The 24,999-nt window shown below is 64.8% G+C and carries 28 protein-coding genes; 7 read left to right on the forward strand and 21 right to left on the reverse strand.

Annotated features, from left to right (window positions below; genetic code table 11):
• Nucleotides 1-51: 51 nt before the first annotated feature.
• Nucleotides 52-939 (reverse strand): LysR substrate-binding domain-containing protein, encoded by an 888-nt coding sequence (locus FIU85_RS18530; protein ID WP_152497947.1) that lies wholly within the window; start codon nt 937-939, stop codon nt 52-54.
• A gap of 184 nt (nt 940-1,123) precedes the next feature.
• Here FIU85_RS18530 and FIU85_RS18535 point away from each other — a divergent pair, with 184 nt between their 5' ends.
• Nucleotides 1,124-1,333 (forward strand): hypothetical protein, encoded by a 210-nt coding sequence (locus FIU85_RS18535; RefSeq protein WP_152497948.1) that lies wholly within the window; start codon nt 1,124-1,126, stop codon nt 1,331-1,333.
• Nucleotides 1,334-1,339: 6 nt separating this feature from the next.
• Here the strand turns inward: FIU85_RS18535 and FIU85_RS18540 are convergent, their stop codons facing one another.
• The 9 genes from FIU85_RS18540 to pgk all read right to left on the reverse strand — a co-directional run bounded on the left by FIU85_RS18540 (nt 1,340) and on the right by pgk (nt 11,805).
• A complete protein-coding gene (locus FIU85_RS18540; protein WP_152497949.1) occupies nt 1,340-2,644 on the reverse strand; it encodes an FAD-binding oxidoreductase in 1,305 nt (434 codons plus the stop codon).
• Nucleotides 2,641-3,756: a hypothetical protein gene (locus FIU85_RS18545; RefSeq protein WP_172978925.1), complete on the reverse strand. Its 1,116-nt coding sequence runs from the start codon at nt 3,754-3,756 to the stop codon at nt 2,641-2,643. Before FIU85_RS18545 ends, FIU85_RS18540 begins: the two co-directional genes overlap by 4 nt.
• Nucleotides 3,757-3,778: 22 nt before the next feature.
• Nucleotides 3,779-5,140: a glutamine synthetase family protein gene (locus tag FIU85_RS18550; RefSeq protein WP_152497951.1), complete on the reverse strand. Its 1,362-nt coding sequence runs from the start codon at nt 5,138-5,140 to the stop codon at nt 3,779-3,781.
• A 1-nt stretch (nt 5,141) separates the two neighbouring features.
• Entirely contained in the window at nt 5,142-5,819 is a 678-nt protein-coding gene (locus FIU85_RS18555; RefSeq protein ID WP_152497952.1) for a type 1 glutamine amidotransferase, read from the reverse strand.
• A 205-nt stretch (nt 5,820-6,024) separates the two neighbouring features.
• Nucleotides 6,025-7,341, reverse strand: a complete 1,317-nt coding sequence (locus FIU85_RS18560) for a glutamine synthetase family protein (RefSeq protein WP_152497953.1) — start codon at nt 7,339-7,341, stop codon at nt 6,025-6,027.
• A 90-nt stretch (nt 7,342-7,431) separates the two neighbouring features.
• Entirely contained in the window at nt 7,432-8,325 is an 894-nt protein-coding gene (locus tag FIU85_RS18565; RefSeq protein WP_152498322.1) for a fructose bisphosphate aldolase, read from the reverse strand.
• A gap of 76 nt (nt 8,326-8,401) precedes the next feature.
• Entirely contained in the window at nt 8,402-8,902 is a 501-nt protein-coding gene (locus tag FIU85_RS18570) for a hypothetical protein (protein WP_152497954.1), read from the reverse strand.
• Nucleotides 8,899-10,497: a hypothetical protein gene (locus FIU85_RS18575; RefSeq protein WP_152497955.1), complete on the reverse strand. Its 1,599-nt coding sequence runs from the start codon at nt 10,495-10,497 to the stop codon at nt 8,899-8,901. Before FIU85_RS18575 ends, FIU85_RS18570 begins: the two co-directional genes overlap by 4 nt.
• Before the next feature lie 123 nt (nt 10,498-10,620).
• Entirely contained in the window at nt 10,621-11,805 is a 1,185-nt protein-coding gene (pgk, locus tag FIU85_RS18580) for a phosphoglycerate kinase (protein ID WP_152497956.1), read from the reverse strand.
• A gap of 130 nt (nt 11,806-11,935) precedes the next feature.
• On the opposite strand from pgk, the gene FIU85_RS18585 reads away from it, so the two are divergent.
• Genes FIU85_RS18585 through FIU85_RS18595 form a run of 3 tightly spaced genes read left to right on the forward strand, consistent with a single transcriptional unit; the run spans nt 11,936 to nt 13,783 of the window.
• Nucleotides 11,936-12,442 (forward strand): peptidylprolyl isomerase, encoded by a 507-nt coding sequence (locus FIU85_RS18585; protein ID WP_152492936.1) that lies wholly within the window; start codon nt 11,936-11,938, stop codon nt 12,440-12,442.
• Complete coding sequence (locus FIU85_RS18590) at nt 12,435-12,980, forward strand: peptidylprolyl isomerase (protein WP_152492935.1); 546 nt, start codon at nt 12,435-12,437, stop codon at nt 12,978-12,980. Before FIU85_RS18585 ends, FIU85_RS18590 begins: the two co-directional genes overlap by 8 nt.
• Before the next feature lie 5 nt (nt 12,981-12,985).
• Nucleotides 12,986-13,783 carry a DUF4336 domain-containing protein gene (locus FIU85_RS18595; RefSeq protein WP_152497957.1) on the forward strand — a complete coding sequence of 266 codons (798 nt, stop codon included), beginning with the start codon at nt 12,986-12,988 and terminating at the stop codon, nt 13,781-13,783.
• A 23-nt stretch (nt 13,784-13,806) separates the two neighbouring features.
• Here the strand turns inward: FIU85_RS18595 and FIU85_RS18600 are convergent, their stop codons facing one another.
• The 7 genes from FIU85_RS18600 to FIU85_RS18630 form a co-directional block, all read right to left on the reverse strand.
• A complete protein-coding gene (locus FIU85_RS18600) occupies nt 13,807-14,613 on the reverse strand; it encodes an ABC transporter permease (protein WP_152492933.1) in 807 nt (268 codons plus the stop codon).
• Nucleotides 14,613-15,497, reverse strand: a complete 885-nt coding sequence (locus FIU85_RS18605) for an ABC transporter permease (RefSeq protein ID WP_152492932.1) — start codon at nt 15,495-15,497, stop codon at nt 14,613-14,615. The genes FIU85_RS18600 and FIU85_RS18605 overlap by 1 nt, the downstream gene beginning before the upstream one ends.
• A 138-nt stretch (nt 15,498-15,635) precedes the next feature.
• A complete protein-coding gene (locus FIU85_RS18610; protein ID WP_152492931.1) occupies nt 15,636-16,358 on the reverse strand; it encodes a transporter substrate-binding domain-containing protein in 723 nt (240 codons plus the stop codon).
• A 28-nt stretch (nt 16,359-16,386) separates the two neighbouring features.
• On the reverse strand, nt 16,387-17,163 hold the full coding sequence (locus FIU85_RS18615) for an ABC transporter ATP-binding protein (protein ID WP_152492930.1): 777 nt from the start codon (nt 17,161-17,163) through the stop codon (nt 16,387-16,389).
• Between the two features lie 146 nt (nt 17,164-17,309).
• Nucleotides 17,310-18,050, reverse strand: a complete 741-nt coding sequence (locus tag FIU85_RS18620; RefSeq protein WP_152497958.1) for a phosphate/phosphite/phosphonate ABC transporter substrate-binding protein — start codon at nt 18,048-18,050, stop codon at nt 17,310-17,312.
• Nucleotides 18,047-18,484, reverse strand: a complete 438-nt coding sequence (locus FIU85_RS18625) for a TerB family tellurite resistance protein (RefSeq protein WP_152497959.1) — start codon at nt 18,482-18,484, stop codon at nt 18,047-18,049. Before FIU85_RS18625 ends, FIU85_RS18620 begins: the two co-directional genes overlap by 4 nt.
• A gap of 56 nt (nt 18,485-18,540) precedes the next feature.
• Nucleotides 18,541-19,008: a TerB family tellurite resistance protein gene (locus tag FIU85_RS18630; protein WP_152497960.1), complete on the reverse strand. Its 468-nt coding sequence runs from the start codon at nt 19,006-19,008 to the stop codon at nt 18,541-18,543.
• Between the two features lie 194 nt (nt 19,009-19,202).
• Here FIU85_RS18630 and FIU85_RS18635 point away from each other — a divergent pair, with 194 nt between their 5' ends.
• Nucleotides 19,203-19,826, forward strand: a complete 624-nt coding sequence (locus FIU85_RS18635; RefSeq protein WP_152492926.1) for a hypothetical protein — start codon at nt 19,203-19,205, stop codon at nt 19,824-19,826.
• A gap of 66 nt (nt 19,827-19,892) precedes the next feature.
• Here the strand turns inward: FIU85_RS18635 and FIU85_RS18640 are convergent, their stop codons facing one another.
• The 4 genes from FIU85_RS18640 to FIU85_RS18655 all read right to left on the reverse strand — a co-directional run bounded on the left by FIU85_RS18640 (nt 19,893) and on the right by FIU85_RS18655 (nt 23,306).
• Nucleotides 19,893-20,465, reverse strand: a complete 573-nt coding sequence (locus FIU85_RS18640; protein ID WP_172978926.1) for an outer membrane protein — start codon at nt 20,463-20,465, stop codon at nt 19,893-19,895.
• Nucleotides 20,466-20,603: 138 nt separating this feature from the next.
• Nucleotides 20,604-22,247 (reverse strand): CTP synthase, encoded by a 1,644-nt coding sequence (locus FIU85_RS18645; RefSeq protein WP_152492924.1) that lies wholly within the window; start codon nt 22,245-22,247, stop codon nt 20,604-20,606.
• Between the two features lie 170 nt (nt 22,248-22,417).
• A complete protein-coding gene (gene secG, locus FIU85_RS18650; RefSeq protein ID WP_152492923.1) occupies nt 22,418-22,783 on the reverse strand; it encodes a preprotein translocase subunit SecG in 366 nt (121 codons plus the stop codon).
• A gap of 124 nt (nt 22,784-22,907) precedes the next feature.
• The gene (locus FIU85_RS18655) at nt 22,908-23,306 is read right to left on the reverse strand and encodes a DUF6524 family protein (protein WP_152492922.1); all 399 of its coding nucleotides are present in this window, start codon (nt 23,304-23,306) and stop codon (nt 22,908-22,910) included.
• Nucleotides 23,307-23,447: 141 nt separating this feature from the next.
• On the opposite strand from FIU85_RS18655, the gene FIU85_RS18660 reads away from it, so the two are divergent.
• Nucleotides 23,448-24,743: an adenylosuccinate synthase gene (locus tag FIU85_RS18660; protein ID WP_152497962.1), complete on the forward strand. Its 1,296-nt coding sequence runs from the start codon at nt 23,448-23,450 to the stop codon at nt 24,741-24,743.
• 25 nt (nt 24,744-24,768) lie between these two features.
• Nucleotides 24,769-24,999 carry a DUF2842 domain-containing protein gene (locus FIU85_RS18665; RefSeq protein WP_152492920.1) on the forward strand — a complete coding sequence of 77 codons (231 nt, stop codon included), beginning with the start codon at nt 24,769-24,771 and terminating at the stop codon, nt 24,997-24,999.

Genomic DNA, 24,999 nt, shown 5'->3' on the forward strand with positions numbered 1-24,999 from the left:
AAACTCCGTTTCGACGTGGGGGACTGGTCCCCCTCCGACGTCGCTGACACCTCACCGCGTCTCGGCCACCGCCCACTCGCGAAACGCCGCCACCTTAGGGTCGTCCCACCTGTCGCGCGATGCGATCAGGCAGATGCCCCCCGTGGGCGAGGTGCAGACCATCTCCGGGAACAGCTTCACCAGCAGGCCCGATTCCAGTTCGTCCCGGTTCAGCGCAAGGTCCGCCATCACCACGCCCGCCCCCAGTGTTGCCGCCTTGGCCGCCATGTCGAGATTGGGAAAATCGCTGCCGCTGCCGGCGTCCACGCCGCGCACGTCGAAGGCCTCCAGCCACGCGCGCCAATCGGCGTGGCGCGGCGTTTCGTGCAGCAGCAGGAACCGGGCCAGGTCCTCGGGCCGCTCGGGGCGTCCCTGTGCGGCCAGCAGGGATGGCGCGCAGGCGGGGGTGACTTCCACCGGAAACAGCGTTTCCACCTTCAACTCGCCGGGCCGGTCCGGCCAGTGCGTGACCGAAAACCCCACGTCATACTGGTGCGCGTCAAACCCATAGGGCCCCACGAAATCCGTGGTCAGCCGCACGCCGATCCCGGGGTGCAGGGCACGGAACCTCTCAAGCCGCGGCAGCAGCCAGCGGATCGAGGTGGCGGGCGGGCAGATGATCCGCAAGTCCGACGCCTCCGTCCCGATCCGCGAGGTTTCGGCCAGGATCTCGCCGAAGGCCCGTGTCAGCACCGGCTGCAACCGCCGCCCCGCCTCGGTCAGTGCGACCCCCTTGCCGTGGCGGCGAAACAGCAGGGCGCCGATATCCTCTTCCAACAGCTTGATCTGCCGGCTGATCGCCCCGCGTGTCACGTGCAATTCCTCCGCCGCCCCGACAAAGCCACCGTGGCGGGCAGCGGCCTCGAAGGCGCGCAGGGCATTCAGCGGGGGCAATCTCATCGCCGCTCCATGGATCAGTTTTTCTCACCCATGGTGCCAGAAAGAATGGTTTGAGCGCAAGCCGCGTCGCGCTTTATTCTCACCAGGCACCCCGATCCCGTGAGGTCTTTCTATGTTCGACATTACTCTGCCAACCCCGTCACGCCCATCGCTCGCGAAGCGTCTGCGCCATTGGATGCGGCCCGTGAGAAATCCTGACCCGACCGACGGGAGGATGCTGGCCGATCTCGAACGCCTCGCCGATATCTCGCCGCACCTTCTGGCGGATCTCGGCTTCGAGGCCATCCGCACCGATCCGTCCGGGATCACGTCCTGGCGGCGCGGCTCCCTGAGGGTCGTCCGCCACACCGGCCCGGACGCCCGCCATCATGCCTTTTGCGTGCCTCGCGGCTGACCCGCCTCAGATCCCCAGCCGGTCGCGCGTCGCGTACCATGTCATCGCCAGCACCAGGAGCGGCGAGCGGAACGCCGCCCCGCCGGGGAAGGTCTGCGCCGGCACCCGCGCCAGCGTGTCAAAGCCTTGCGTTTCTCCGCGCACCGCATCGGCCATCAGCTTGCCCGAGAAGGTGGCCATGCCCACCCCGTGCCCGGAATAGCCCGAGGCCGACAGGACATTCGGCGCCACCCGCGTCAGGTAGGGCATCCGCTTCATCGTGATCGCCAGCGTCCCGCCCCAGGCATGGTCTATCTTCACGTCCCGCAGATGCGGAAAGATTTGCGTCATCGGCTTGCGCACCAGCGCCGCGATATCGTCCGGGAAGCGATAGCCATAACTTTCGCCCCCGCCGAAAAGCAACCGCCTGTCATGGCTCAGGCGGAAATAATTCACCACGAACTTCGAATCCGCCACCGCCACGTCCCGCGTCAGCACCTTGTCCGCGTCGTCTCCCAGCGGCTCAGTCGCCACCACGAAATTGTTGATCGGCATCACCTTCGCCGCGACCTCGCGATTGAGCCCGCCCAGATACCCGTTGCACCCCAGGATCACGTGATCCGCCGTCACCCGGCCCGCATCCGTGGCCACCACCGCCGGCGCGCCCTCGTCGATCCGGTGCACCTCGGCCCGCTCGAAGATCCGCACGCCCGCATCCCGCGCCGCCCGCGCCAGGCCAAGGGCAAAGGCCAACGGATGCAAATGCGCCGCTGACATGTCCAACGAGCCGCCCACGTATTTCGGTGACGGGCACAGCGCCTGCGCGGCGTCCCGGTCCAGCGTCTCGATCTGGTCATAGCCATAGCGGCGAAACAGGAAATCGGCATAGTCATGCTCTTCGCGCACCTCCGCCTTGGAAAAGCACATATGCGCCACGCCCGGCTTCAGGTGACAGTCGATCCCGTGCTTGGCCACCAGTCCCTTCACCAGATCCTTTGCGCCCTCCGCCAGCTCCCACAGCTTGGCCGCATCGTCGCGCCCCACCATCTTTTCCAGCGTCTGCTGGTCCTGCCGCTGCCCGCTGCCCAACTGCCCGCCATTGCGCCCCGACGCGCCGAAACCGACGCGATGCGCCTCCAGCAGCACCACGTCCAGCCCGGCTTGGGCCAGATGCAGCGCCGCCGACAGCCCGGTGAACCCAGCCCCCACCACGCAGACATCCGCGCGGGTCTCGCCGCGCAACGGCGCGAAAGGCGCCAGCGGCTCGGTCGTGGCCGCGTACCAGCTGTCGGGGTATGTTCCGGGCGTGTCGTTGGAATAAAGCAGGTTCATTGCGGGGCGATCCTGTAATGGGCCAGCGTAAAGGACGGCGGGTCGAGACGATCCACCCGGATGCCCTCCACCGTCGCCACGGGCAGTTCGATCTTGAAACAGGCGGGGCAGGGGCGGCCCAAATGCGCCTCGGCCATCTCCGCCAGTCGGTCCGCCACAAAGGGCGGCTCGGGCGGCGCAAACTCAGGGATAGCGGCAAACGCGTCCTCGGCTTGCAGCGCTTCGACCATCCGCTCGGTCAGATCGACCGTCAGCGATGGCTCGATCACCAAGATCCCGTCCAGCCCGCGCAGGTTCCCATCCGGGTCGCGCAAGTACCCGTCGATCTCCTCACCCACCACGGGCCAGCCCGGCTGCGGCGGGTAGATCTCGCTCACCTGCATCGGGTTCAGCCGATAGGCGTCCGTTTCTGGAAAGACATGGGCGAACGCGGCGGCAAACTGCGCCTCCAGCGCGGTCTGATCGAACGGAACGCGAGCCGCGTGACCGGTCTCGTCCGTCTCCAGCAGGATCGCGGGCAGGCTCAGCCGCACCCGCTGGGGAAACACGATGGTGCCCGGCGCGGGCAGGTCCGCAGGTTCGATCAGCGCCACCTCCGGGTCCTGCATCAGCTTGAACATCCGCGCCCGCGCGGCGTCGTGGTGGTCAAAGCGCTCGGTCACCAGCTCGACCGGCTCCGACGCCTCGACCAGCCCCGCCATGTCCCGTTCATGCGGCGGATCGAAGGCCTCGGTCCCGGAGCAGAAGGCGCGGTAACAGCGGTACGTCTCGACCCTCTGCTTGTCCTTCAGAACGGTCACGAAAGCGCCGTCCGGCGGCATCCCCGGCGGGCTCAGAAACAGGATCGACAACAGCGTCCGCTTCAATTGCGCACCGGGATTGTCGGTGTAATAGGCTCGTCCCTGCGCCGCCTTCAGCGCGGCGGCATCCCGCACCACGCGCAGCCCGTCTCCCGTCACCTGATCGTGCAGCAAAAGCGCATAGGCGCCTTCGTCCAGCGGCAGCCCCTGCAGAAAGTCATGCCGCTCGACACCCGATGTGTCGGCGTCGGTTGGGGCCGGGGCAGGGCCCTCGCGCAACAGCCACAGCCCGGTCACCAAAAGGACCATCATGCCAAGGGCCAGAACCGCTGCCCTAGACATTCATCAGAAGATGCTCGCGCTCCCAGGGGGATATCACCTGCAGGAACTCGGCATATTCCGTGCGCTTGACGATCGAATAGACCCGCGCGAACTCGGGGTGCAGGACCTCCTGCAACTCGGTCGCCTCGTCAAACAGGTCCAGCGCCGCGCCCAGCCCGTCGGGGAAATCCGGCTCGCCCTCATAGGCGTCACCCCGAAACTGCGGCTTGGCCCGCAGCTCGTTCTTGATCCCCAACAGACCGCAGGCCAAGCTGACTGCGATGCCCAGATAGGGGTTGCAGTCCATCCCCGCGATCCGGTTTTCCACGCGCCGCGCCTCCGGCTTGGACAGCGGCACGCGAATGCCCGTGGTGCGGTTGTCGCGCCCCCATTCCAAGTTGATCGGTGCGGCGTTGTCCTTCACATACCGCCGATAGGAATTGACGTAGGGCGCCATCACGCCAATCGCCGCCGGCATGTATTCCTGCAAGCCGCCGATGAAGTGATAGAACATGTCGGTCTCACCGCCCTGCGGTCCGGAAAACGCGTTCTTGCCGGTCTCCATGTCCAGGATCGAGTGGTGGATATGCATCGCACTGCCGGGTTCTGCGGCGATGGGCTTGGCCATGAACGTGGCAAAGCAATCGTGCCGCAGCGCCGCCTCGCGGATTAGCCGCTTGAAATAGAACACCTCGTCCGCGAGCTTCACCGGGTTGCCGTGCCGCAGGTTGATCTCCAGCTGGCCCGCCCCGCCTTCCTGCGTGATCCCGTCGATCTCGAACCCCTGCGCCTCGGCGAAATCGTAGATGTCGTCGATCACGGGGCCGAACTCGTCCACCGCCGTCATGCTATAGGCCTGGCGCGCGGCGGCCGGCCGGCCCGACCGGCCCACCATCGGCTCGATCTCCTGCCGCGGGTCGAGATTGCGCGCGATCAGGAAGAACTCCATCTCCGGCGCCACCACGGGCTTCAGTCCCAGCTTCTCGTATTGCTTCACCACCCGTTTCAGAACGTTGCGCGGCGCGAAATGGATGGGCTTGCGGTCGCGGTCATAGGCGTCGTGGATCACCTGCAACGTCCAGTCCCCGGTCCAGGGCGCCGCCGTCGCCGTGCTCATGTCCGGCGTCAGGATCATGTCGCGCTCGATGAAGCCTTCCGCCCCCGCCGCCTCGCCCCAGTCCCCGGTGATGGTCTGGTAAAAGATCGAGTCGGGCAGGTGGAAATAATCCTGCCGCGCAAACTTGCTCGCCGGCACCGCCTTGCCACGCGCGATGCCGGGCAGGTCGGCGACGATGCACTCCACCTCGTCCAGCCGCCGGTTCTCCAGGTAGGCCTGCGCCGCCTCGGGCAGTCCGCTCGTCCAGTCCTCGGCCATGTCAGGCCCCTTTCCTGAAATGCGCCGCCATGCGTTCGGCAAAGGCGGCGGCGTCCGTGGGCGTCTGGGCGCTGGCCTGCGCCTCGGCCAATTGATCGTCCGGCACCACGCCCGCGCCGCGCTGATCGATGATGGTCTGCAACACATGCGCGGTGAATTCCGGGTGCGGCTGGATCGTCAGGATCGTGTCCCCGATCATCAGCGCCGCGTTCTCGCAGAACTCCGAATGCCCGATCACCTCGGCCCCCTCGGGCAGCTCGACCACCTGGTCCTGGTGCCAGGCGTGCATGGTCATGGGCTTGCCGTCGATCTGGTACTCGGTGCGCCCCACCGACCATCCGCCGGGAAATTTCACCACCTTGCCGCCCAGGGCCTGCGCGATGATCTGGTGGCCGAAGCATACCCCGATCAGCGGCTTGCCCGCGTCGCGGGTGTCGCGGATGAACGCCTCCAGCGGGGGGATCCACGGATGGTCCTCATAGGCCCCGTGCTTCGAGCCGGTTATCAGCCAGCCATCCGCGTCATCGGGGCTCTCGGGGTAGACTTCGTCCACCACGTCGTACCGCTCGAAGGTAAAGCCGTGCCGCCCCAGCAGGTCCGCGAACATCGCGTCGTAATCGCCCGTGCTCTCGATCAGGTCGGGCAGGGCGTGTCCGGTCATCAGGATGCCGATCTTCATGTCACACCAGAAATTTGATCAAATTTACGCTAGCCGAGCCAATCGGCCCGTTCAAGGCCGTTCTAGGCCATTTCCGGCGCCCGCGCCACGGGGTCTCGGCGTCCGGCATGGTAACGACTTCGGATTTTGAGAAAATACCGCCGCGATACCACCCGGATACCGACGCGATACCGATGTGGGGTTGGGGCGTTAACCTTCGAGTCGCTCAGACCGTTTCCAGGTAGACTTTCCAGTGCTCCGCCGGGTCCATCTCGGCGAAAAGCGCCAGTTCCTGCCGCTTGGTCATCACCAGGTTCTGGATCAGCATCGGCTCGAACACGCGGGCCAGGATGGGCGCGGTCTCGAACATGTCGATGGCGCTCTCCCAGTCCTCGCAAAGCTGCAGGAGGTTGAGATCATAGGCATTTCCCGTGATCGGCTCCGGCGGCTCCAGCGCGTCCTCGATGCCGGTCAGCGCGGCACCCATCACCCCCGCAAAGGTCAGGTAGGGGTTCGTATCGCCGCCCGCCACCCGGTGCTCGATCCGCCGCGCCTTGGGGCTGCCCCCCGGCACTCGAATGGCCGCCGTCCGGTTCTCATAGGCCCAGGCCACACCCGTTGGCGCATGGGCGCCGGGTACCAGCCTGTCATAGCTGTTAGCATGAGGCGCGAACAGCAACGTACTTTCCCGCATGGCTGAAATACAGCCCGCAACCGCCTGTTTCAAAAGGGATGTTCCCTCGTCCCCGCCATTGTCGAAAACGTTCTTTCCGTCCTCGTCCCAGACCGAGAAATGCAGGTGCATCCCGTTGCCCGCATCGTCGGCAAAGGGCTTGGCCATGAAGGTCGCGGCGAATCCGTGCGTGCGCGCAAGGTTGCGAATGAGCCGCTTGAACAGCCACGTATCATCGGCGGCCCGCATCGCGTCCTGGTGGTTCAGCGTGATCTCGAACTGACCCACACCGCTTTCGCTGGTCATGGTCTGCGCCGGGATGTCCATGGCGGCGCAAGCCTCGTAAAGCTCTGACAGGAAAGGGTCGAAGAGGTCCAGCTGCGCCATCGAAAGGATCTCTTCCGACCCGATTTCACGCCCCGTTAGGGGGTTCTTAACCGGACTGAGCGTATCGTCGCTGTCATCGACCAGGGTGAATTCCAGCTCGGTCGCGGCCACCACGCGCCATCCCCGCTTGGCATAGCGCGCCAGTACGGCGTCCAGGGCATGGCGCGGGTCGCCCTCGAACGGGCGGCCATCCTCGTGATACATGGCCATCGGCACCAGCGGCTGTTCCGTCTCCAGCCAAGGCAGAGGCAGGGCGCCGCGCCCGGTGGGCAATAGGATGCCATCGGCATCGCCCGTTTCGAACACCAGCGGGCTGTCTTCGATGTCGGCCCCGAAGATATCGAGGTTGAGCGCCGAGATGGGCATCCTGATCGCGCCCTTGTCCAGCTTGCCGGCATAATCACCCGGCACGCGCTTGCCGCGCATACGACCATTGAGGTCGCACGCCGCCACGCGAAAGGTCTGGAATGTCGAAAGGTCCATGATGGATGTCTTTACCCAGAAAGGTTGCCGGGGACCAGATAGATTCGTCGGCACCGTGTTTTCCGGGTAAAGGTCTTCTATTTCATTAGGTTAGCCGGAAACAGACGCCCGGTGAATACTGTCGATCGACGCCGCGATCGTGTCGTTGAACGCCGCCTCCGACTGCTGAACCGACAGCCCCTCGGTCAGCGCGCGCGAGAAACTGGCGATCATGCCGGTGTTGTTGGACAGCCGGTCATTGGCTTCCTCGCGCGAATATCCGCCCGACAGCGCCACCACCCGCAGCACGCGCGGATGATCGACCAGCGGCTTGTAATGGTTGGCGGTCTCGGGCAGCGTCAGCTTCAGCATAACCTCGCGCCCCTCGGGCAGGGTGTCGAGATGCTTGGCGATCTCGTCGCGCAGGATCGTCTCGGCCTCGGCCTTGTCACTGATCGAGATGGTCACCTCCGGCTCGATGATCGGCACCAGCCCGTGATCGAGGATGATGTTGCCGATCTCGAACTGCTGGTCCACCACGGCGGCAATCCCCGCAGGCGAAGCCGCGTTGATCACCGACCGCATTTTGGTGCCGAAGATGCCCGCATCGTTGGCCCGGCCCAGCAGCTTTTCCAGGTCGGGGATCGGTTTCATCAGCTGAACGCCATCAGCTTCGTCCGCCAACCCCTTGTCCACCTTCAGAAAAGGCACCACGCCACGCTCTTCCCACAGATACTGCGCCGACGGCTTGCCGCCCATCTCGCGGTCCATGGTCATCTCGAAAAGGATCGCGCCAAGCACCTTGTCGCCGGTAAAGGCAGGCGCCTGCGCGATACGGGTCCGCATGTCGTGGACAAGGTCGAACATCTCTTCGTCCGAGGCATAGGCGTCTTCCTCGATCCCGTAGAGCCGCAGCGCCTTGGGGGTCGATCCGCCCGACTGGTCCAGCGCCGCGATGAAGCCTTGCCCTGCGCGCACCTGTTGTGTTTGTTCAGCCTTCGACATGCCATCCCTCTTGTCGGTCATTCAGAGTTTCCCGTTTCATACGTGAGGGCCGCGTGCCGCGCAATGCTCGGTGACGCTAACGCGGCGGGTCGGCGCGCAGGTAGTGCGTCGGCAGTCCCCAGCTGGTGCACCCCCGGCATGTCAGGCGGCCACCGTCACCGGGCCTCAGCACGATCGGGTCGGCACTCTCGTGGTGGCAATACCGGACCGCCCAGCCACTCGTGGAATTCAGCTCGATTGCGCCATCGTCCCGCAGGCAGACCTCGAGCGACAGCAGTCCGATGGCGACCGGGCTATAGGCCAGCCGCTCGTCGAAAAAGGCCCGATGCTGCCGGATCTGCAGCGTCGGCGTTGCCGACCCCCGCGCAATCGTCTGCGCGATCCGGTCCGCCAGCGGATCCTCCGCTGTGCGGCTGCGGTCGATCACGTAAAATCCGTCATGCGGGTTGGCCGGGTAGATCAGCGCCTCGACCCAAGGATAGAGAATCCCCCGCTCGTACCTGTCGACCACACGCCACGCCAGCACCGAGAGGATGAGTAAGACGCCGCCTGCAAGAAGCCCACGGCGCAGGATCACTCCTCCTTGGCGTAGCGGGCGGCCAAGTTGCCCTCGATCCAGTCGGTCAGGGCGCGCGTCTGGATTTCGGTTCGCAAGGCCGACCAGGTCTCCCGCACCTCCGGCCCGCGATTCTCGAAGCGATTCTCGATGTCTTCGCGCAAGGGTCCGGCGCCGATATCGCCAGCCGCCTCGGCGATAAGCGCGAGATAATACGCCTGGCGGTACGAGCGGGGCGCGCCAAGGCCGGTGAAATAGGCCAGCGCCTGGGTCCGCACGGCGCGGATATCCTCGCCGGCCGGCAGCGCAGGAACAGCGGGCCGAGCCTCGATGTGGGCATCCTGGGCCGCCAGGACCTGCATCGTGGTCAAGCGCTCTTCCAGCCGGTCGAGCATCGCAATCGCTCCGGGTTGACGCCCTTCGGCGGCGGTCAGCGTGTTCTGATAGGCCGCGGCCGGGTCGCGGGGCGCCTGTGCCTGGGCGATCAGCAGGGCCGCCTCGGGCGCCGCATCCCCGCCTTCGTCCATCAGCGGGGCAAGGATGTCGGGCACCAGCGCCTCGGCGCGCGGCACGCCACTGCCTTGCAGCAGAGCCCTGGCGATATCGAGCCGCTCTGCCGTGCTGACGTCGCCGCCGTCGAGCCGTCCCAGGACATCGGCGCCCAGCAGGTCGGACTGGGCCAGCGGTGCGGTGCGCGCATCGGGCGCGAGCGCCTGCAAGAGTTCTTCGGGGGCCTGATAGACGTCCGGTTCCAGCACGATGCCGCTGGCGGGCAACTGCGCCTCGACGGTGATCTCGCCCGGCGCGCGCACGAAGCCCGCGACATGCGCCATCAGGTCGTCTATGAACCGCCGCTCCGTCGCGGTCAGGGCTCGCGTGCCGTTGTTGCTCAGCATGTTGGTCAACTCTTCCGTGCCAAGGCTCTGGATCACCTCGGGCTGGCGCAGGTTCTCGGGGATGAGCGACGACAGACGCTCCCATCCGCCCTGATCCTGAAGGCCCAGCACGGCGCGGCGCACGCGGATGGCCGGATCGCCAGGCAGGCCGAACTGGTCCAGACGCGGAAGGACCGCCCCCGCGGCCTCGAGGTCGAGGATCGCCAGGTCGTTCACCGCGGCCGAGCCCGTGACCCGGATCTCGCCGGTGCTGTGCACGTATTCGGTCTGGTAGGTCAGCCGGTCGACCTCGATCTCGCTATAACCGGCGGACCGCAGGGCCAGCCCCGCTTCACGCGGCACGCAGGCGATGGCGGCTTCGGCGCCGACCATGGTGGTCGAGATGGTCGCCACGCCGAATGCCGCGGAGGGTTGTCCGATGTCGACGCTGACGCGCTGAACGGTGATCTCGCACTGACGCGCGCGATCATGCGCCAGCTGCGGGCGCAAGGTGACGCCGGTCAGCGCGACGGTGCCGCGCAGGATGTCCGTTTGAAGGTGTTCGTACTCGACCTCCATCTGGGTGCGCAGGGCCGAAATGGCGATGCTGGCCAGGGAATCCGCGACCCTGTCGACGGAGAAGAGATCAAGCAGACCCGGCTTGGGGTCGCCTTCGGCCTGCGCGGGCGCGGCAAGGCCGAGACAAAGCGCAACGGCGATTGCGGACTTGAACGGATTCATGATGAGAACTCCCCCCGGGAACATTGGCGTCGCCGAAAAGCTACGGCTGCGACGATCCGTACCACAGTCCGGTTTTCCATACCTGTGAAAATCGCGGCTCGCGGCCTATGGAACGACCCGCTCTCAGCCGCCAAGGGCGGCGACACCGGGCAGGGTCTTGCCTTCCATCCATTCCAGGAACGCGCCTCCCGCTGTCGAGATATAGGTGAAATCCCCTGCCGCGCCGGCCTGGTTCAGGGCCGCAACCGTATCGCCGCCTCCCGCGACGGACACCAAGTGCCCGGCGCGGCTGCGCGCGGCGGCATGAGCCGCAGCGGCGTTGGTGGCGGCGTCGAACGGCTCGATCTCGAAGGCGCCCAGCGGCCCGTTCCAGATCAGCGTCCTGGCGGTGTCGAATGCAGCGGTGATCCGCGTCACGGCCTGCGGTCCGGCATCCAGGATCATCGCATCGTCGGGGCAGGCATGGGCGGGCACGGTCCGATGCGCGGCGCCTGCGCGGAACTCCTCGGCCACCACGACGTCGGCGGGCAGCAGGATTTCACAGCCCGCTCCACCGGCCTTGACCATGATCTGGCGCGCGGTCTCGGCCATGTCGTGTTCGCACAGCGATTTGCCGACGCTCAGTCCCTGCGCGGCCAGAAACGTGTTGGCCATGCCGCCGCCGATCACCAGCTTGTCCACCTTCTCGACGAGGTTGCCCAGCAAGTCCAGCTTGGTCGACACCTTGGCGCCGCCCACAACGGCAACGACCGGGCGGTCCGGCTGTCCAAGTGCCGCGTCCAGTGCCGACAGCTCGGCCTGCATCAGGCGTCCGGCACAGGCAGGCAGAAGGCGGGCCAGCGCCTCGGTCGAGGCATGGGCGCGGTGCGCGGCGGAAAAGGCATCGTTGCAATAGACGTCGCCAAGCCCGGCAAGGCGCGCCGCGAACTCTGGATCGTTGGCCTCTTCACCGGGATGAAACCGGATGTTTTCCAGAAGCAGCACCTCGGCCGCCTTGGCTTCTGCGGTGGGGGCCTCGGCGCCCTCCAGGGTCTCGATGAATTGCACGCTGTGGCCGGTGGCCTGCTGCAGGGCAGGGACCACATGGCGCAGCGACATCTCGTCCACGACCTTGCCTTTGGGACGCCCGAAATGCGCAAGCAAAAGGGGCTTCCCGCCGGCTTCGAGAATGGCATCGATGGTGGGCTTGATCCGCTCCAGCCGCGTGGCGTCGGTGACGCGCCCGTTCTCGACGGGGACGTTGATGTCCACCCGTGTCAGCACGGTCTTGCCGTCGAGGTCCATGTCATCGAGCGTCTTCCAGGCCATCGCGTGCTCTCCGTAAGGTGGCGGTCGCGCGCCTTTTGGCGCGACCTTGCAGGGGCGTCAACCTCTGGCTTGGCAATCCCGCTCCAAGCGCCTAGGTATTGCCCAGCCCAAGTCAACAAGGAGGCCCGGGATGGCCGAGATCAAAGACCCTGAAAACACGATCCTGATGGAGCTGAAGGACGGCACCGTGACCATCGAGCTTCTGCCCGACGTTGCCCCGGGCCATTGTGATCGCATGAAGGAGCTGGCGCGCTCGGGTCAGTACGACAACGTGGCCTTTCACCGTGTGATCGACGGCTTCATGGCGCAGACCGGCGACGTGGCCAACGGCAATATGGAGAACGATTTCAACCTGCGCATGGCCGGCACCGGCGGCAGCGAGCTGCCGAACCTCAAGGCCGAGTTCTCGGGGGTGCCCCATGACCGCGGAACACTGGGTGCAGCGCGCAGCCAGAACCCCGACAGCGCCAACAGCCAGTTCTTCATCAACTTCTCGGACAATCATTTCCTCAACCGGCAATACACGGTCTATGGCCGCGTGATCGACGGGATGGAGCATGTCGACGCCATCACCCGTGGCGAGCCGCCCGCAAGCCCCGACCGGATGATCAGTGTAAAGGTGGCCGCCGATGCTTAAACTCTCTGCTTTCTTCACCCTTTTGGCCGCACCGGCCCTGGCCACCGGCCTTGAAATCGAGGTCGCCGGCGAAGCCAATGGCACGATCAAGGTCGACCTGCTGGAGGACGTGGCCCCGGGCCATGTCGAACAGATCACGGAACTTGCCCGGGAAGGCGCCTATGACAACGTGGTCTTTCACCGCGTGATTGATGGCTTCATGGCCCAGACCGGCGACGTCGAGTTCGGCAAGATGGGCGGCGACATGTCCATGGCCGGGCGCGGCGGCAGCGACCGCCCCGATCTCGCCGCCGAGTTCTCGGACATCACCTTTGACCGGGGTGTCGTCGGCATGGCCCGCAGCCAGAACCCCGACAGCGCGAACAGCCAGTTCTTCATCATGTTCGCGCCGGGCCCGTTCCTGGACGGGGAATACACCGTCGTGGGCCGCGTGACCGAAGGTCTGGACGTGCTCGATGACATCAAGCGGGGCGAGGGCCCCAATGGCGCCGTCATCGGCGAGCCGGACCGCATGGTCTCGGTCACGGTCACGGAGTAAGACGCGTGACGGCCACGGGGTACGAGCCGCTGAATGTGCTCAAACCCGTGGCCGACCGCATCTGGATCATCGACGGTGCGCCGGTGACGGTGATGGGGTTTCCATTTCCCACCCGCGCCACCGTGATCCGGCTGGAGAACGGCAACCTCTGGGTGCATTCTCCGACCCTGCTCACCAACGGTCTCAAGGATGCCCTGGCGGAGCTGGGCCCGGTGCGCCACCTCGTTGCGCCGAACCAGTTTCACTTTCTGCATATTCCCGAATGGGCCGAGGCCTTTCCAGAGGCACAATTCTGGATGGCGCCCGGTACGCCGGAGCGTGCGGCAAAGCACGGGATCGGCTTGCCGGAGGGGCAGGAATTGCAGCGCCGAGAGGCAGAGCTGCCGTGGGACGGGCAGATCGCCCAGCTTCTGGTGCGCGGCAGTCGCACGCACAAGGAAGTCGCGTTCTTTCACAAGGCGTCCACCACAACGATCCTGACCGACCTGATCGAAGCCTTCGAGACCGCCAAGCTGCCCGCCCGGTGCCGGCCTTTCGTGTGGTTAAACGGGATCGACGACAGCGATGGCAAGACGCCGCCCCTGATCCGCTGGACCTTCCGCGACAAACAGGCCTTTGCCGAGGATATCGAAACCATCGTCGGCTGGGGCGCATGGCGCGTGATCATCGCGCACGGGCGCTGGTATGACCGCGACGGCACGGCGGAACTGGAGCGGGCCTTTCGCAAATTTCTGGCGCCGCGCCAGTGGGATCGCGCAATGCGGGACATGAAGGCTCGAGAAAGCGACAACGACCAGGCCTGACGCCAGCGGGCGCGTCGGAACGCCTAGCGGATCAGGTTCGGACGAAAGCGCATCCGGGCGCGGCGTTCCTGGGGCAGGTGACGGTTCAGCCGCCGGTTCACCAGCCCGAAGATCGAGATCACCACCAGTGTCAGCAGGATGAAATACCCCGCAAGGATCGGGTAGGGTACGAACGGGTTGAAGGTCTTGTCGGCAAAGTAGTTTGCATAGTAAAGCGCGTCGCCGCGTTGCTGCCACGCCGGGAAGGCCGAGAAAAAGACCAGCGTGGTGGCATGGAAGAGAAAGATCGCCTCGTTGGTATAGGCGGGCCAGGCCAGCCGCAGCATGGTGGGCCAGATAATCCGCCGGAACCGGGTAAAGCCGGAAAACCCGTAGGCATCGGCCGCCTCGACCTCGCCTTTGGGGATCGAGCGCAGGGCACCGTAGAAAATCTCGCCCGAATAGGCGGCCGTATTGAGGAAAAGCACGATCAGCGCACCCAGCCAGGCCGCGGTGAACGCGTCAAAGACCGGATAGAGCGACTTGAGGTTCAGAAAGACCGCGTAGGCGAAGAAGAACTGGATGAAGAGCGGTGAGCCACGGAAGATGTAGATGAACCAGGCCGAGGGCTTTTGCAGCAGGCGATTGGGCGAGGCCTTGCCAACGGCCACCACCGTGGCGAGGCCGAAGCCGAAGATGATCGCCAGCACGCCGAAATAGATATTCCAGATCATGCCCGAACCGATCAGCGTGACCTGCTGGCACAGCGTGAAGTCCTCACGTGGCAGCAGACGTTCTCCCAGCCCGATGGACCGCAGCGCGTAATCCTGGATGGTCTGCCAGCAGCTCATCACGCCGCCGCCTTTCGCAAGGCTTCGCCGCCTGTCGTGGCCTGCCCGTGCGACAGCTTTATCATCAGCCGGTCCAGCACGATCTCGGACACCCGCGTCAGGCCAAGGTAGAAGACCAGCAGCGCCAGGAAATACCACATACGCCAGTCGCCATGCGGGTAATCGGTGAACTTCGGCAGCGCGGTTCCGGCCAGTTCCCGCGCCCAGTACACAATATCCTCGACGCCCAGCAGGAACAGAAGCGGAGTTGCCTTGGTCAGCACCATCCAGACATTGCTGAGCCCGGGCAGGGCATAGACCCACATCTGCGGCACGAGGATGCGCCAGAAACTCTGCCGGCGGGTCATGCCATAGGCCTCGGCGGTTTCCATCTGCGCGCGCGGTACGTTGCGCATGGCGCCGTAAAGCACGTTGCCCGCAAAGGCGCCAAAGACCAGCGCAAAGGTCAGCACTGCAAGGGAGAAGCCATAGATCTCGTGCACCCACTGATCGGCTTCGCCCAGGGGCATCTTGGCCGACTGGCAGACGATGAAGTCGTTGCCCTGGCGGATGGGTTCGCTCCAGTCCGGGCATTTGACCTTGTGCCGGACCCATTCCACGCCCTGGTCGAGCGCGATGATGAAAAAGAGGAAAAACGCCGTATCGGGCACGCCGCGTACCAGGTTGATGTAACCGTGCGCCAGCCAGGCCAGCGGCGGGAATTTCGAGCGTGCGGCGGTGGCGGCCCCGAAGCCGAAGGCCAGCGCGGTCGGTGCGGTGATGGCCAAGAGGACCAGCACCAGGCCGACGGCGAAATAGAGATTGGCGTGTTTGGCGGTCGTCAGGTAGCAGGCCAGCCACTGAACATCGCCCAGGATCGAAGGGTCGGTGCAGAACTCAAACATCGCGGTCCCCCGCAGCCCGGCCCAAGGGCCATGGCCTGCGCGAGGCGCCTGGCGTGAAGATGCGCGTGGTGTTGGCCATGTGTCCCCGTCAGGCCCGATGCGCGCGCCCCGGAAAGCCCGGGGCGCGGCAAAGTCAGCTTATTCGAAAGTCGACGCGACTTCCCATTTCTTGATCAGTTCGTTCAGGCTGCCATCGTCCTTCATCGACTGGATGGCGGCGTTGAACGTTTCTTTCAGCTCGGTGTCGGATTCGCGGACACCCATGCCGACGCCACCGCCCAGCGGAACGTCCTCGCCCACGAACATCATGTCCGCGTCCTCCGCCACGATCGGCGCAAGGAAGGATTTGTCGGCCAGAACCGCATCGGCCTCGCCGTTCTTGACGGCAGCGATGGTTTCCTCGGGCGTGGCGAATTCCACCAGCGTGGCGCCGGATTCCGCGATGTAGCCGGCCTGGATCGTGCCGGTCTGCGCGGCGATCACGCCGCCTGAAACATCAACGTCTTCCGACATGCCGGCATAGGCCGAGGGATCGGGCGGCGTGTAGTTCTGGGTGAAGTCTATGACTTCGTCGCGCTCGTCGGTGATCGACATGCCCGCGATGATGACGTCGTAGTTGCCGCCCACCAGGTTGGGAATGATCGAATCCCAGTCGTTCTTGACCCATTCGCAGGTCAGCTCGGCACGCGTGCACAGCTCGTCGCCCAACTCGCGCTCGAATCCGTCGATCTCTCCCGCGTCGTTGACGAAGTTCCATGGCGCATAAGCGCCCTCGGTGCCCAGGCGGATCGTCTTGTCCTGGGCCATCGCCATGCCGCCGGCGAGCGCCACGGCGAGTGTGGAAAGAACTAGCTTTTTCATAAGTGTCTCCCTTGCTTGGTTCTTTGGTTCAGGCGGCCATCGTCGAGCTCAGAAACTGACGCAGCCGCTCGGATTTCGGAGACCCGAAGAGCGTCTTCGGATCACCTTCTTCTTCAATCAGGCCCTGGTGCAGGAATATGACGTGATCCGACACGTCCTGGGCCATTTTCATGTCGTGGGTCACGATCATCATGGTCCGCCCTTCGGCGGCCAGGTCCTTGATCACGCGCACGACTTCCTGTTCCAGTTCGGGGTCGAGCGCCGAGGTGGGCTCGTCGAACAAGAGCGCCTCGGGCTCCATGCAAAGCGCGCGCGCGATGGCGGCGCGTTGTTGCTGGCCGCCCGACAGTTGCGCGGGATAAACATCGCACTTGTCTCCGATGCCGACCTTTTCCAGGTATCCGCGCGCGGCTTTCTCGACCTCGTCCTTGGGGCGGCCCAGCACCGTCACCGGCGCTTCCATTACGTTTTGCAAGATGCTCAGGTGCGCCCACAGGTTGAACTGCTGGAACACCATCGACAGGTTCGTGCGTATGCGCAGAACCTGCTTTGCATCGGCAGGATGCCGGTTCAGGCCGGACCCTTTCCAGGTCACGGGCTCTCCCTTGAACAGGATATCGCCCTGCTGGCTGTCCTCGAGCAGGTTGGCACAACGCAGGATGGTCGACTTGCCCGATCCCGAAGATCCGATCAGGGACACCACGCTGCCCTTGGGCGCAGTGATGTCCACCCCCTTGATGACCTCAAGGCTGCCATAGGCCTTGTGCAGATTGCGGATCTCGATGACGGGCGTTTCGTCAGGCAAAGGCAGGTTCCGGTTTGCAAGTCAGGCAGTATCACCGGACACTAGGGCAGTAATTTTGGGCCAATGCAACTTGCAAAACGATGTTTTTTCGTCCGTTTCGCCCGTATTGCCCGCGTTTTGGGCGAATGCGAGGGGGTGCCGTTGCGTCAAGCAGGCGGCGGTGCGGGTGTCGGCACCGCGAGGTAGGCCTGGGGCGGAAGGCGCACGAGTCCGCGCAGATCAAGCGCATCGCGTGTGTCGGGCGGCAGGGCTCCGATTGCGGCCTCGATGGCCCGGAAAATCCGGTCCGCATCGTTCGACGAGGCGGTGATGAAGGGCAGGCCGGGGGTGGGGTCGGTTGCGGCGATCACGTGCAGTTGGGCCGCGAACTCGTCGTAACGCTGCATAAGTCGCCAGCTTTGCGCATCCAGGGCCGCCAGATCCGCCCGGCCCTCGGCCACCGCGCGCGCCGAGGCCTGGTGGCTGCCGGTCCGCAGGGTGTCGGTAAAGGCAAAGCCGCGCGCCATGGCCCAAGTGGCCGGCGCCGCCCAGCCGCTTTGCGACATGGGTTCGTTATAGGCAAAACGCGCCGTCGCGAAATCCGCGGGGTCGGTTTGGGCATCGGTCTTGCGTGCCACGAAAACCGAGCGGTACTCGCCGGGGCCGCACCCCTCCAGCCCGTAATCCGGCGTACCGACAATTTGAACCTTGCCATGCAGGCGGGCGCGGTAGGGATAGCCGCAGGTCTGAGACAGCAAAAGGTCGGGGGACTGCCATTGATCCCAGGAATCGCCTTCGCGCGTCAATGTATCGGGACCGTGTCCAAGAGCCTGTCGTATGGCCTGCCAGAGCCTGTCGGTGTCGGACCGAAGCTCGTCACGGTCGTACATCGGCAGGCTGGCGATCATCCCTTTTCCTGGCGCTGCCGCGCCAGGGCGCTGTCCATGTCCGTCACGCCAAGGAAATTCGACGCCATGCGGATGATGGCATCCTCGCTGGCGTCGCGTTCGCCATCGGCGAGCGCCACCTGCCACAAGGCCTCGATGACGCGCACCCGGTCCTCGTAGGCCACGGCGTCCTTGATCGCGCGGGTGAACCGCACGGTGTCGGGCGCTTCGCCCTCAAGCTGCTCGGCCTTGTTCAGCAGGGCGGACGCATCCGGTTCGGACAACTGGTAGCGCGTCCGCGCGATGGCCAGGATGCGTTGACGCTCGTCCGTGTCGAAATGGCCGTCCGATTTGGCGATACGGACCAGGAGCGCGGACAGCGCCAGCCGCGCGTCCTCGTGCGGCAAGGTCTCCGGCGTCGATTCGGTAAGTTTTCTCAAGAATTCAGCAAACATGAACCGGATATAGGCAACCTGCCCGCTGCCGCCAACGTGAAATGTGCAGCCCGGGACTATTGGCTGCCTCCCAGCTCGGTTTCCGCGCGGGCGCGGGCCGCGTCGCTGTCGTCGGGCGACAGACCCAGCGTCCGGCGCACGTCTTCCAGCACGTCCAGCTCTTCCTCGCGGCGGAAACCGTCGGACAGCACGACCTCCCAAAGGGCTTCGAGCGCATCGACGCGCGCGGCGAAGCTGACCGTCTTGCGCAGGATGTCGCCAAACGCCTCGGTATCCGGCGCCTCGCGTTCCAGCCGTTCCGAGGTCGCACGCATCTTGGCGGCCTCGATCGGTCCCAACCCGTAAAGCCGGCGCAACAGCAGGTCGATCCGGTGCACCTCGGCGAACTTGTAGCTGTGATCCGACATCGCCACGCGCACCATCAGCGCCCCAAGCGCGAGCTTTTCGTCGGGCGCGGGCAGCGGTGGCGGCTCGGGCGCGTCGAACGCGTGCAGCAATCGGTGCAGAAGCGAGGTTTTTTGCATCGGGCGACTCCGCAAAACAGGTCTGTTTCAATCAGGTTTAACGCGCCTCCGGGACGTAGAAAACAGATTTACCGGCCGGTGCGCGCCAGTGCGCGGCATGGGTCCGAAACGTGACACATTTGCTCCTAACAAACGGCGGATTTCCGGATCAATCTGGTGGTCGACCAGGGAAAACCGATTTCGAGATGTCAGGCATGTCGCGCAGCACTGCACAGTCCAATGTCGATCTTCGTTCCGCCGCACCGGAGGACCAACTGGCCTGGCTGCGCCAGTGCAAGCCCGACGAGGCCCGGCGCTTCGCGCGAGAGCACGACTGGTCGGGCGATCCGAGGCCGGTTCTCGGGTGGGTCATGGCGCAGAAATTCATGGATCTCGGCACCGCGTTGACGGTGTTCCTGAACGGGATGCCGCATCGGTTCAACTACATGCCCAAGCGCGATGTCCCGCACGAGCTTTGCGGCGCGGCACAGATGCTGGATACGATCTGTCTCAGGCTGAACTCGGGCTTCTATCTTGCCTGGCCGGATCAGGATGTCTCGGATCGTGCCCGGATCCTGCGCTGGATGGATGCCCAGGCAGAGGATCGGCAGGAAGGCCGGCAGGGGCGTTACATTCTTGACGAACGGATCGTCGCGACGCTTCTGGATGATGAACTGCGCCTAGATCCCAGGGCGGAGACGGCCGTCTACCACGAAAACCGGTCGCTGTTGCGCGATCTTTTCAGTCCGGTCCTGGAACTCGGGGTGTCCCGCAGGATGCTTCGGTTTCATCCGCCGCAGGAAGATCCGAACGGCGATCTGACCAACCTGCGCTACTGACATGGGGCCGGAAACGGCAACAGGGCGCCCGGTGCAAGGCGCCCTGATCATTCTCTGGACCCGCGATCAGAACTTGTAAGCCACGCCGACGGTAAAGGCGTCGACGTCACCGTCGCGTCCGCCAAGGCCCGGCCCCGAGAAATCGTAACTTGTCCGGGTATACTCGAACCGGGTGGTGATGTTGTCGGTCAGCATCGTCTCCAGGCCCACACCGTAGGAGATGCCCTGGCCGGATCCCGAAACCCCGGCCGCTGCGACATCCCAGTCGGTCCAGCCATAGCCCAGCGAGCCGTAGAGCAGCGAGTTGCCGAAGGCATAGCCGCCGCGACCGCGGACGCTGACGTTGTTTTCCAGGTCCAGGCCCGTGCCCATCACCGTGTAGTCGAGCTTGCTGTCATATCCCAGTTCGGCGCCGATCACGAAATTGGGGGCAACGGCGTGGTTGTAGCCGCCAAAGACCCCGGCATTGATCTCGGGGTTGATGCCGAAGGGCACGTCCGAGATCTCGAGATTTTGCATGTTCACGCGGCCACCGAGGTAGAAGCCTTGCCACTTTTCGGCATCCTGTGCGGCGGCGTTGGTGGCGATGGCCGAGAACAGTGCAGCGGCGGCAGTCAGGGATTTAAAGATCGTTTTCATATGGAACCTCATGTCAGTTATCGGCCCGGGACAATCCCGGGGCTCGGACATGGGTCGGCGTGATCTGGGAAAGGGTTCAAACCGCGTGTCGAAAAAATGGGACGCTGCGGTTTCGCATTGAAATAATTGAGAAATATCTCAGACGAGGCGCGATGTCTCCACCGCCGCACGCACGAAATCGGCGAACAGAGGATGCGGCTTGAACGGCTTCGACTTCAGTTCGGGGTGGAACTGAACGCCGATGAACCACGGGTGATCGCTCCATTCCACGATTTCGGGCAGGCGGCCATCGGGCGACATCCCGGAAAAGACCAGCCCGCATTCCTCGAGCTTCTTGCGGTACTCGATGTCCACCTCGTAGCGGTGGCGGTGGCGTTCGTCGATGGCAGTACCGCCATAGACCTCGGCCACCTTCGAGCCGTCCTTGAGCACGGCATCATAGGCGCCCAGCCGCATCGTGCCGCCCTTGTCGTCGGTCACCTTGCGCTTGACCTTCTCGTTGCCCTGCACCCATTCCTTGAGATGGTAAACGACCGGCGTGAACCGTTTCTTGCCGGCCTCGTGGTCGAATTCCTCCGAGCCGGCATCCTTGAGCCCCGCCTTGTTCCGGGCGGCCTCGATCACCGCCATCTGCATCCCCAGGCAGATGCCCAGGTAGGGGATCTTGCGTTCGCGGGCGAATTGCGCGGCCTTGATCTTGCCTTCGGTGCCGCGCTCGCCGAAGCCGCCGGGCACGAGGATCGCGTGGTAACCTTCCAGATGCGGAGCGGCATCCTCGCGGTCGAACACCTCGGCATCGACCCATTCGACATTGACCTTTACCCGGTTGGCCATGCCGCCATGGGTGAGCGCCTCCTTGATCGACTTGTAGGCGTCTTCCAGCTGCGTGTACTTGCCGACGATGGCGATGTTGACCGCGCCGTCGGCGTTGTGGATACGGTCCACGACGTCTTTCCAGATGGTCAGGTCGGGACGCGGCGCCGGCGAGATGTCGAAGGCGTCAAGCACGGCCTGGTCCAGCCCTTCGTGGTGATAGGCCAGCGGCGCTTCGTAGATGGAATTGAGGTCGTAGGCGGCGACGACCGCCTCCTTCCGGACATTGCAGAACAGTGCGATCTTCTCGCGTTCCTTTTCCGGGATCGGCTGTTCCGAACGGCAAACGAGGATGTCCGGCGCGATCCCGATGGATTGCAGCTCCTTCACGCTATGCTGGGTCGGCTTGGTCTTCAGCTCGCCGCTGGCGGCAAGATAGGGCAGAAGTGTCAGGTGCATGAAGATGCACTGCCCGCGCGGGCGGTCGTGGCTGAACTGCCGGATCGCCTCGAAGAAGGGCAGGCCCTCGATGTCGCCCACCGTGCCGCCGATCTCGCACAGCATGAAATCGACCTCGTCATCGCCGATCGAGATGAAATCCTTGATTTCGTTGGTGACGTGGGGAACCACCTGGATGGTCTTGCCGAGGTAATCGCCGCGGCGTTCCCGCTCCAGCACGTTGGAATAGATGCGCCCCGAGCTGACCGAATCCGTCATCCGGGCGGGGACGCCGGTGAAGCGTTCGTAATGGCCCAAGTCGAGGTCGGTTTCGGCGCCGTCATCGGTGACGAAGACCTCGCCATGCTCGAAGGGCGACATCGTGCCGGGATCGACATTCAGGTAGGGGTCCAGCTTGCGAAGACGCACCGAAAAGCCGCGCGCCTGCAACAGCGCGCCAAGTGCCGCCGAGGCAAGACCCTTGCCGAGAGAGGAAACAACGCCGCCGGTGATGAAAATATAACGTGCCATGCGCTGGCAATCCCCCGTGATTGCGGCGTTTATCGCCAGTTAGATGCGGTCGAATCGAAGCCATAAGCACCGCATCACCACGGGACTCGAGCCATAAAGGATTCGGATGAAAGGCGCAATATGCTGTGACGCGCGGGTGCGCGTCCGCAAGCCTTAGTGGTGTTTCTGGGTCAGTCTGCGGTAGGTGTCAATGGCGCGTCATCGCCGGCCGACGGAGGCAGGAGTCCGTCGCCGCTGCTGTCGAGACCAGGGTTGCTTTCCTCGGCCGCGGGGCGGTCATCGGTGATGCGGTCCAGAACCGAGGAGCCGCCGGAGTTCTGCGCCGCGATCACGGTCAGCGTCAGCGTGGTCGCAAAGATCGACAGGCCCAGGATCCAGGTCAGCTTGCCAAGCGCGGTGGTGGCCGAGCGCCCGGTGTTCACGTTGCCGCCGCCGCCGCCCATGCCAAGGCCGCCGCCTTCGGAGCGCTGCAACAGCACGACACCGATCAGCGCGAGCGCCAGCAGCAGGTGAACAAGCAGGATGACATTTTCCATAAGACGCGGTCCCTCGGGTTCGGATGGGCGGTATCTAAGCAATTCGGGCGTCCCCCGCAACCCGCCGTTTTCGCAGTTTGCGCAGCCGCGTGCATGGCCGGGAGCGGATCTTGGGGACTGAAGATTATTCGTCCACGTCGTCCATGTCGGACTGGCCCGACAGGCGGCGACGCACGTGGCTCCAGCTGAGCCCGATTCCGAGGACCAGCGACAACGCGGCAAGGCCCAGCCACAGATTTTGCGTCGGACTGTCGATGTTGAGGAAACCGTAGTCCACGAGCACCCATGCCACCGCCGCGGCAATGGCGAGGATCAGCCCCATGCCGAACGCCCCGATCGAGCGCAGCGTGGCGCGCAGGTAGATGATGTAGCCCACCAGAAGCAGCAGCGCGAAGAGCACGGTCAGCGGCATCTGCGCGTCCCAGTTGTTTTGCGCCCAGACGATGAAATTGTACCGGGTCGGGTTGAACGTCGCGGCCAGCAGGACAAAGGCCAGTGCCCACCTCACGATAAATCCGGTCATGCGTGCTCTCCTGCCTTGCGTCCGGTCAAGAAGTGCCCGGCCCGGCGCGGGCTGTCCAGCCCGGGCGCGAAATTCCGGTTTCGCAGGCGGGACGGTGTGGGTATACGGGCGCGGGGTTCAACCACCGCCTGAGAGGTTTTCATGGCAAATGTCGTCGTTGTCGGCGCCCAGTGGGGTGACGAGGGTAAAGGCAAGATCGTTGACTGGCTGAGCGAGCGCGCGGATGTGATCGCGCGGTTCCAGGGCGGGCACAACGCGGGCCACACGCTGGTCATCGACGGCAAGGTCTACAAGCTGAACGCGCTGCCGTCGGGCGTGGTGCGCGGCGGCAAGCTAAGCGTGATTGGCAACGGCGTGGTGCTGGACCCGTGGCATCTGGTCAACGAAATCGCCTCGATCCGCGAGCAGGGCGTCGAGATCAGCCCCGAGACGCTGATGATCGCCGAGAACACGCCGCTGATCCTGCCGATCCACGGCGAGTTGGACCGCGCGCGTGAGGAAGCGGCCAGCAAGGGCACCAAGATCGGCACCACGGGTCGTGGCATCGGGCCGGCCTATGAGGACAAGGTCGGCCGTCGCTCGGTCCGCGTGGCGGACTTGGCGGATGACGCCACGCTCGAAGCGCGCGTGGACCGCGCGTTGCAGCACCACGATCCGCTGCGCAAGGGGCTGGGCATCGAGCCCGTGGACCGCGACGCGCTGGTGGCGCGGCTGAAATCCATCGCGCAGGATCTGCTGCCCTATGCCGCGCCGGTCTGGAAAGTGTTGAACGACCAGCGCAAGGCGGGCAAGCGGATTCTGTTCGAGGGCGCACAGGGCGCATTGCTGGATATCGACTTCGGCACCTATCCGTTCGTGACGTCCTCCAACGTCATCGCGGGACAGGCCGCGACAGGCGTCGGCATGGGGCCGGGCGCGATCGATTACGTGCTTGGGATCGTCAAGGCCTATACAACCCGCGTGGGCGAAGGTCCGTTCCCGACCGAGTTGCAGGATGACGATGGTCAGCGACTGGGGGAGAGGGGTCGCGAATTCGGCACCGTCACGGGCCGCCAGCGCCGCTGTGGCTGGTTCGACGCGGCGCTGGTGCGCCAGACCTGTGCGACCTCGGGCGTGACCGGGATTTCGCTGACCAAGCTGGATGTGCTGGACGGCTTCGACACGCTGAAGATCTGTGTCGGCTACGAGTTGGACGGCAAGCAACTGGATTACCTGCCCACGGCGACCGACCAGCAGTGGCGCTGCAAGCCGATTTACGAGGAAATGCCGGGCTGGTCCGAGACCACCGAAGGCGCGCGAAGCTGGGCAGACCTGCCCGCCAACGCGATCAAGTACGTGCGCCGGGTCGAGGAGTTGATCCAGTGCCCCGTCGCTCTACTCTCAACCTCGCCGGAGCGTGAGGATACGATCCTCGTGACCGACCCCTTCGCCGACTGAAACCGGCAGACCGCAAGAGGACCGCATGGCCCTGAGTTACAAAGCCCGCCGCCGCTGGTCCCTGGTGATCCTGCTGATCGCTCTGCCGCTTTACATCGTGGTGGCGGTCAACCTGACAGACTGGCTGCGGGCAGAATACGACGTGGGCATCCTGACCGAACTGGTGGTCTTCGTCGTGCTGGGCATCGCGTGGATCGTGCCGCTGAAGCCGGTCTTTCGCGGCGTCGGCCAGCCGGACCCGGACGCACGGGACTAG

The organism is Roseovarius sp. THAF8, from assembly GCF_009363735.1.
GTDB lineage: Bacteria > Pseudomonadota > Alphaproteobacteria > Rhodobacterales > Rhodobacteraceae > Roseovarius.

Bases quoted from the DNA above. Each gene is read 5' to 3' on its own strand.
- FIU85_RS18530 (WP_152497947.1), bottom strand. From the start codon at position 939: ATGAGATTGCCCCCGCTGAATGCCCTGCGCGCCTTCGAGGCCGCTGCC.
- FIU85_RS18540 (WP_152497949.1), bottom strand. From the start codon at position 2,644: ATGAACCTGCTTTATTCCAACGACACGCCCGGAACATACCCCGACAGC.
- FIU85_RS18545 (WP_172978925.1), bottom strand. From the start codon at position 3,756: ATGATGGTCCTTTTGGTGACCGGGCTGTGGCTGTTGCGCGAGGGCCCT.
- FIU85_RS18550 (WP_152497951.1), bottom strand. From the start codon at position 5,140: ATGGCCGAGGACTGGACGAGCGGACTGCCCGAGGCGGCGCAGGCCTAC.
- FIU85_RS18555 (WP_152497952.1), bottom strand. From the start codon at position 5,819: ATGAAGATCGGCATCCTGATGACCGGACACGCCCTGCCCGACCTGATC.
- FIU85_RS18560 (WP_152497953.1), bottom strand. From the start codon at position 7,341: ATGGACCTTTCGACATTCCAGACCTTTCGCGTGGCGGCGTGCGACCTC.
- FIU85_RS18565 (WP_152498322.1), bottom strand. From the start codon at position 8,325: ATGTCGAAGGCTGAACAAACACAACAGGTGCGCGCAGGGCAAGGCTTC.
- FIU85_RS18575 (WP_152497955.1), bottom strand. From the start codon at position 10,497: ATGAATCCGTTCAAGTCCGCAATCGCCGTTGCGCTTTGTCTCGGCCTT.
- pgk (WP_152497956.1), bottom strand. From the start codon at position 11,805: ATGGCCTGGAAGACGCTCGATGACATGGACCTCGACGGCAAGACCGTG.
- FIU85_RS18585 (WP_152492936.1), top strand. From the start codon at position 11,936: ATGGCCGAGATCAAAGACCCTGAAAACACGATCCTGATGGAGCTGAAG.
- FIU85_RS18590 (WP_152492935.1), top strand. From the start codon at position 12,435: ATGCTTAAACTCTCTGCTTTCTTCACCCTTTTGGCCGCACCGGCCCTG.
- FIU85_RS18600 (WP_152492933.1), bottom strand. From the start codon at position 14,613: ATGAGCTGCTGGCAGACCATCCAGGATTACGCGCTGCGGTCCATCGGG.
- FIU85_RS18605 (WP_152492932.1), bottom strand. From the start codon at position 15,497: ATGTTTGAGTTCTGCACCGACCCTTCGATCCTGGGCGATGTTCAGTGG.
- FIU85_RS18610 (WP_152492931.1), bottom strand. From the start codon at position 16,358: ATGAAAAAGCTAGTTCTTTCCACACTCGCCGTGGCGCTCGCCGGCGGC.
- FIU85_RS18620 (WP_152497958.1), bottom strand. From the start codon at position 18,050: ATGATCGCCAGCCTGCCGATGTACGACCGTGACGAGCTTCGGTCCGAC.
- FIU85_RS18625 (WP_152497959.1), bottom strand. From the start codon at position 18,484: ATGTTTGCTGAATTCTTGAGAAAACTTACCGAATCGACGCCGGAGACC.
- FIU85_RS18630 (WP_152497960.1), bottom strand. From the start codon at position 19,008: ATGCAAAAAACCTCGCTTCTGCACCGATTGCTGCACGCGTTCGACGCG.
- FIU85_RS18635 (WP_152492926.1), top strand. From the start codon at position 19,203: ATGTCGCGCAGCACTGCACAGTCCAATGTCGATCTTCGTTCCGCCGCA.
- FIU85_RS18640 (WP_172978926.1), bottom strand. From the start codon at position 20,465: ATGAAAACGATCTTTAAATCCCTGACTGCCGCCGCTGCACTGTTCTCG.
- FIU85_RS18645 (WP_152492924.1), bottom strand. From the start codon at position 22,247: ATGGCACGTTATATTTTCATCACCGGCGGCGTTGTTTCCTCTCTCGGC.
- secG (WP_152492923.1), bottom strand. From the start codon at position 22,783: ATGGAAAATGTCATCCTGCTTGTTCACCTGCTGCTGGCGCTCGCGCTG.
- FIU85_RS18655 (WP_152492922.1), bottom strand. From the start codon at position 23,306: ATGACCGGATTTATCGTGAGGTGGGCACTGGCCTTTGTCCTGCTGGCC.
- FIU85_RS18660 (WP_152497962.1), top strand. From the start codon at position 23,448: ATGGCAAATGTCGTCGTTGTCGGCGCCCAGTGGGGTGACGAGGGTAAA.
- FIU85_RS18665 (WP_152492920.1), top strand. From the start codon at position 24,769: ATGGCCCTGAGTTACAAAGCCCGCCGCCGCTGGTCCCTGGTGATCCTG.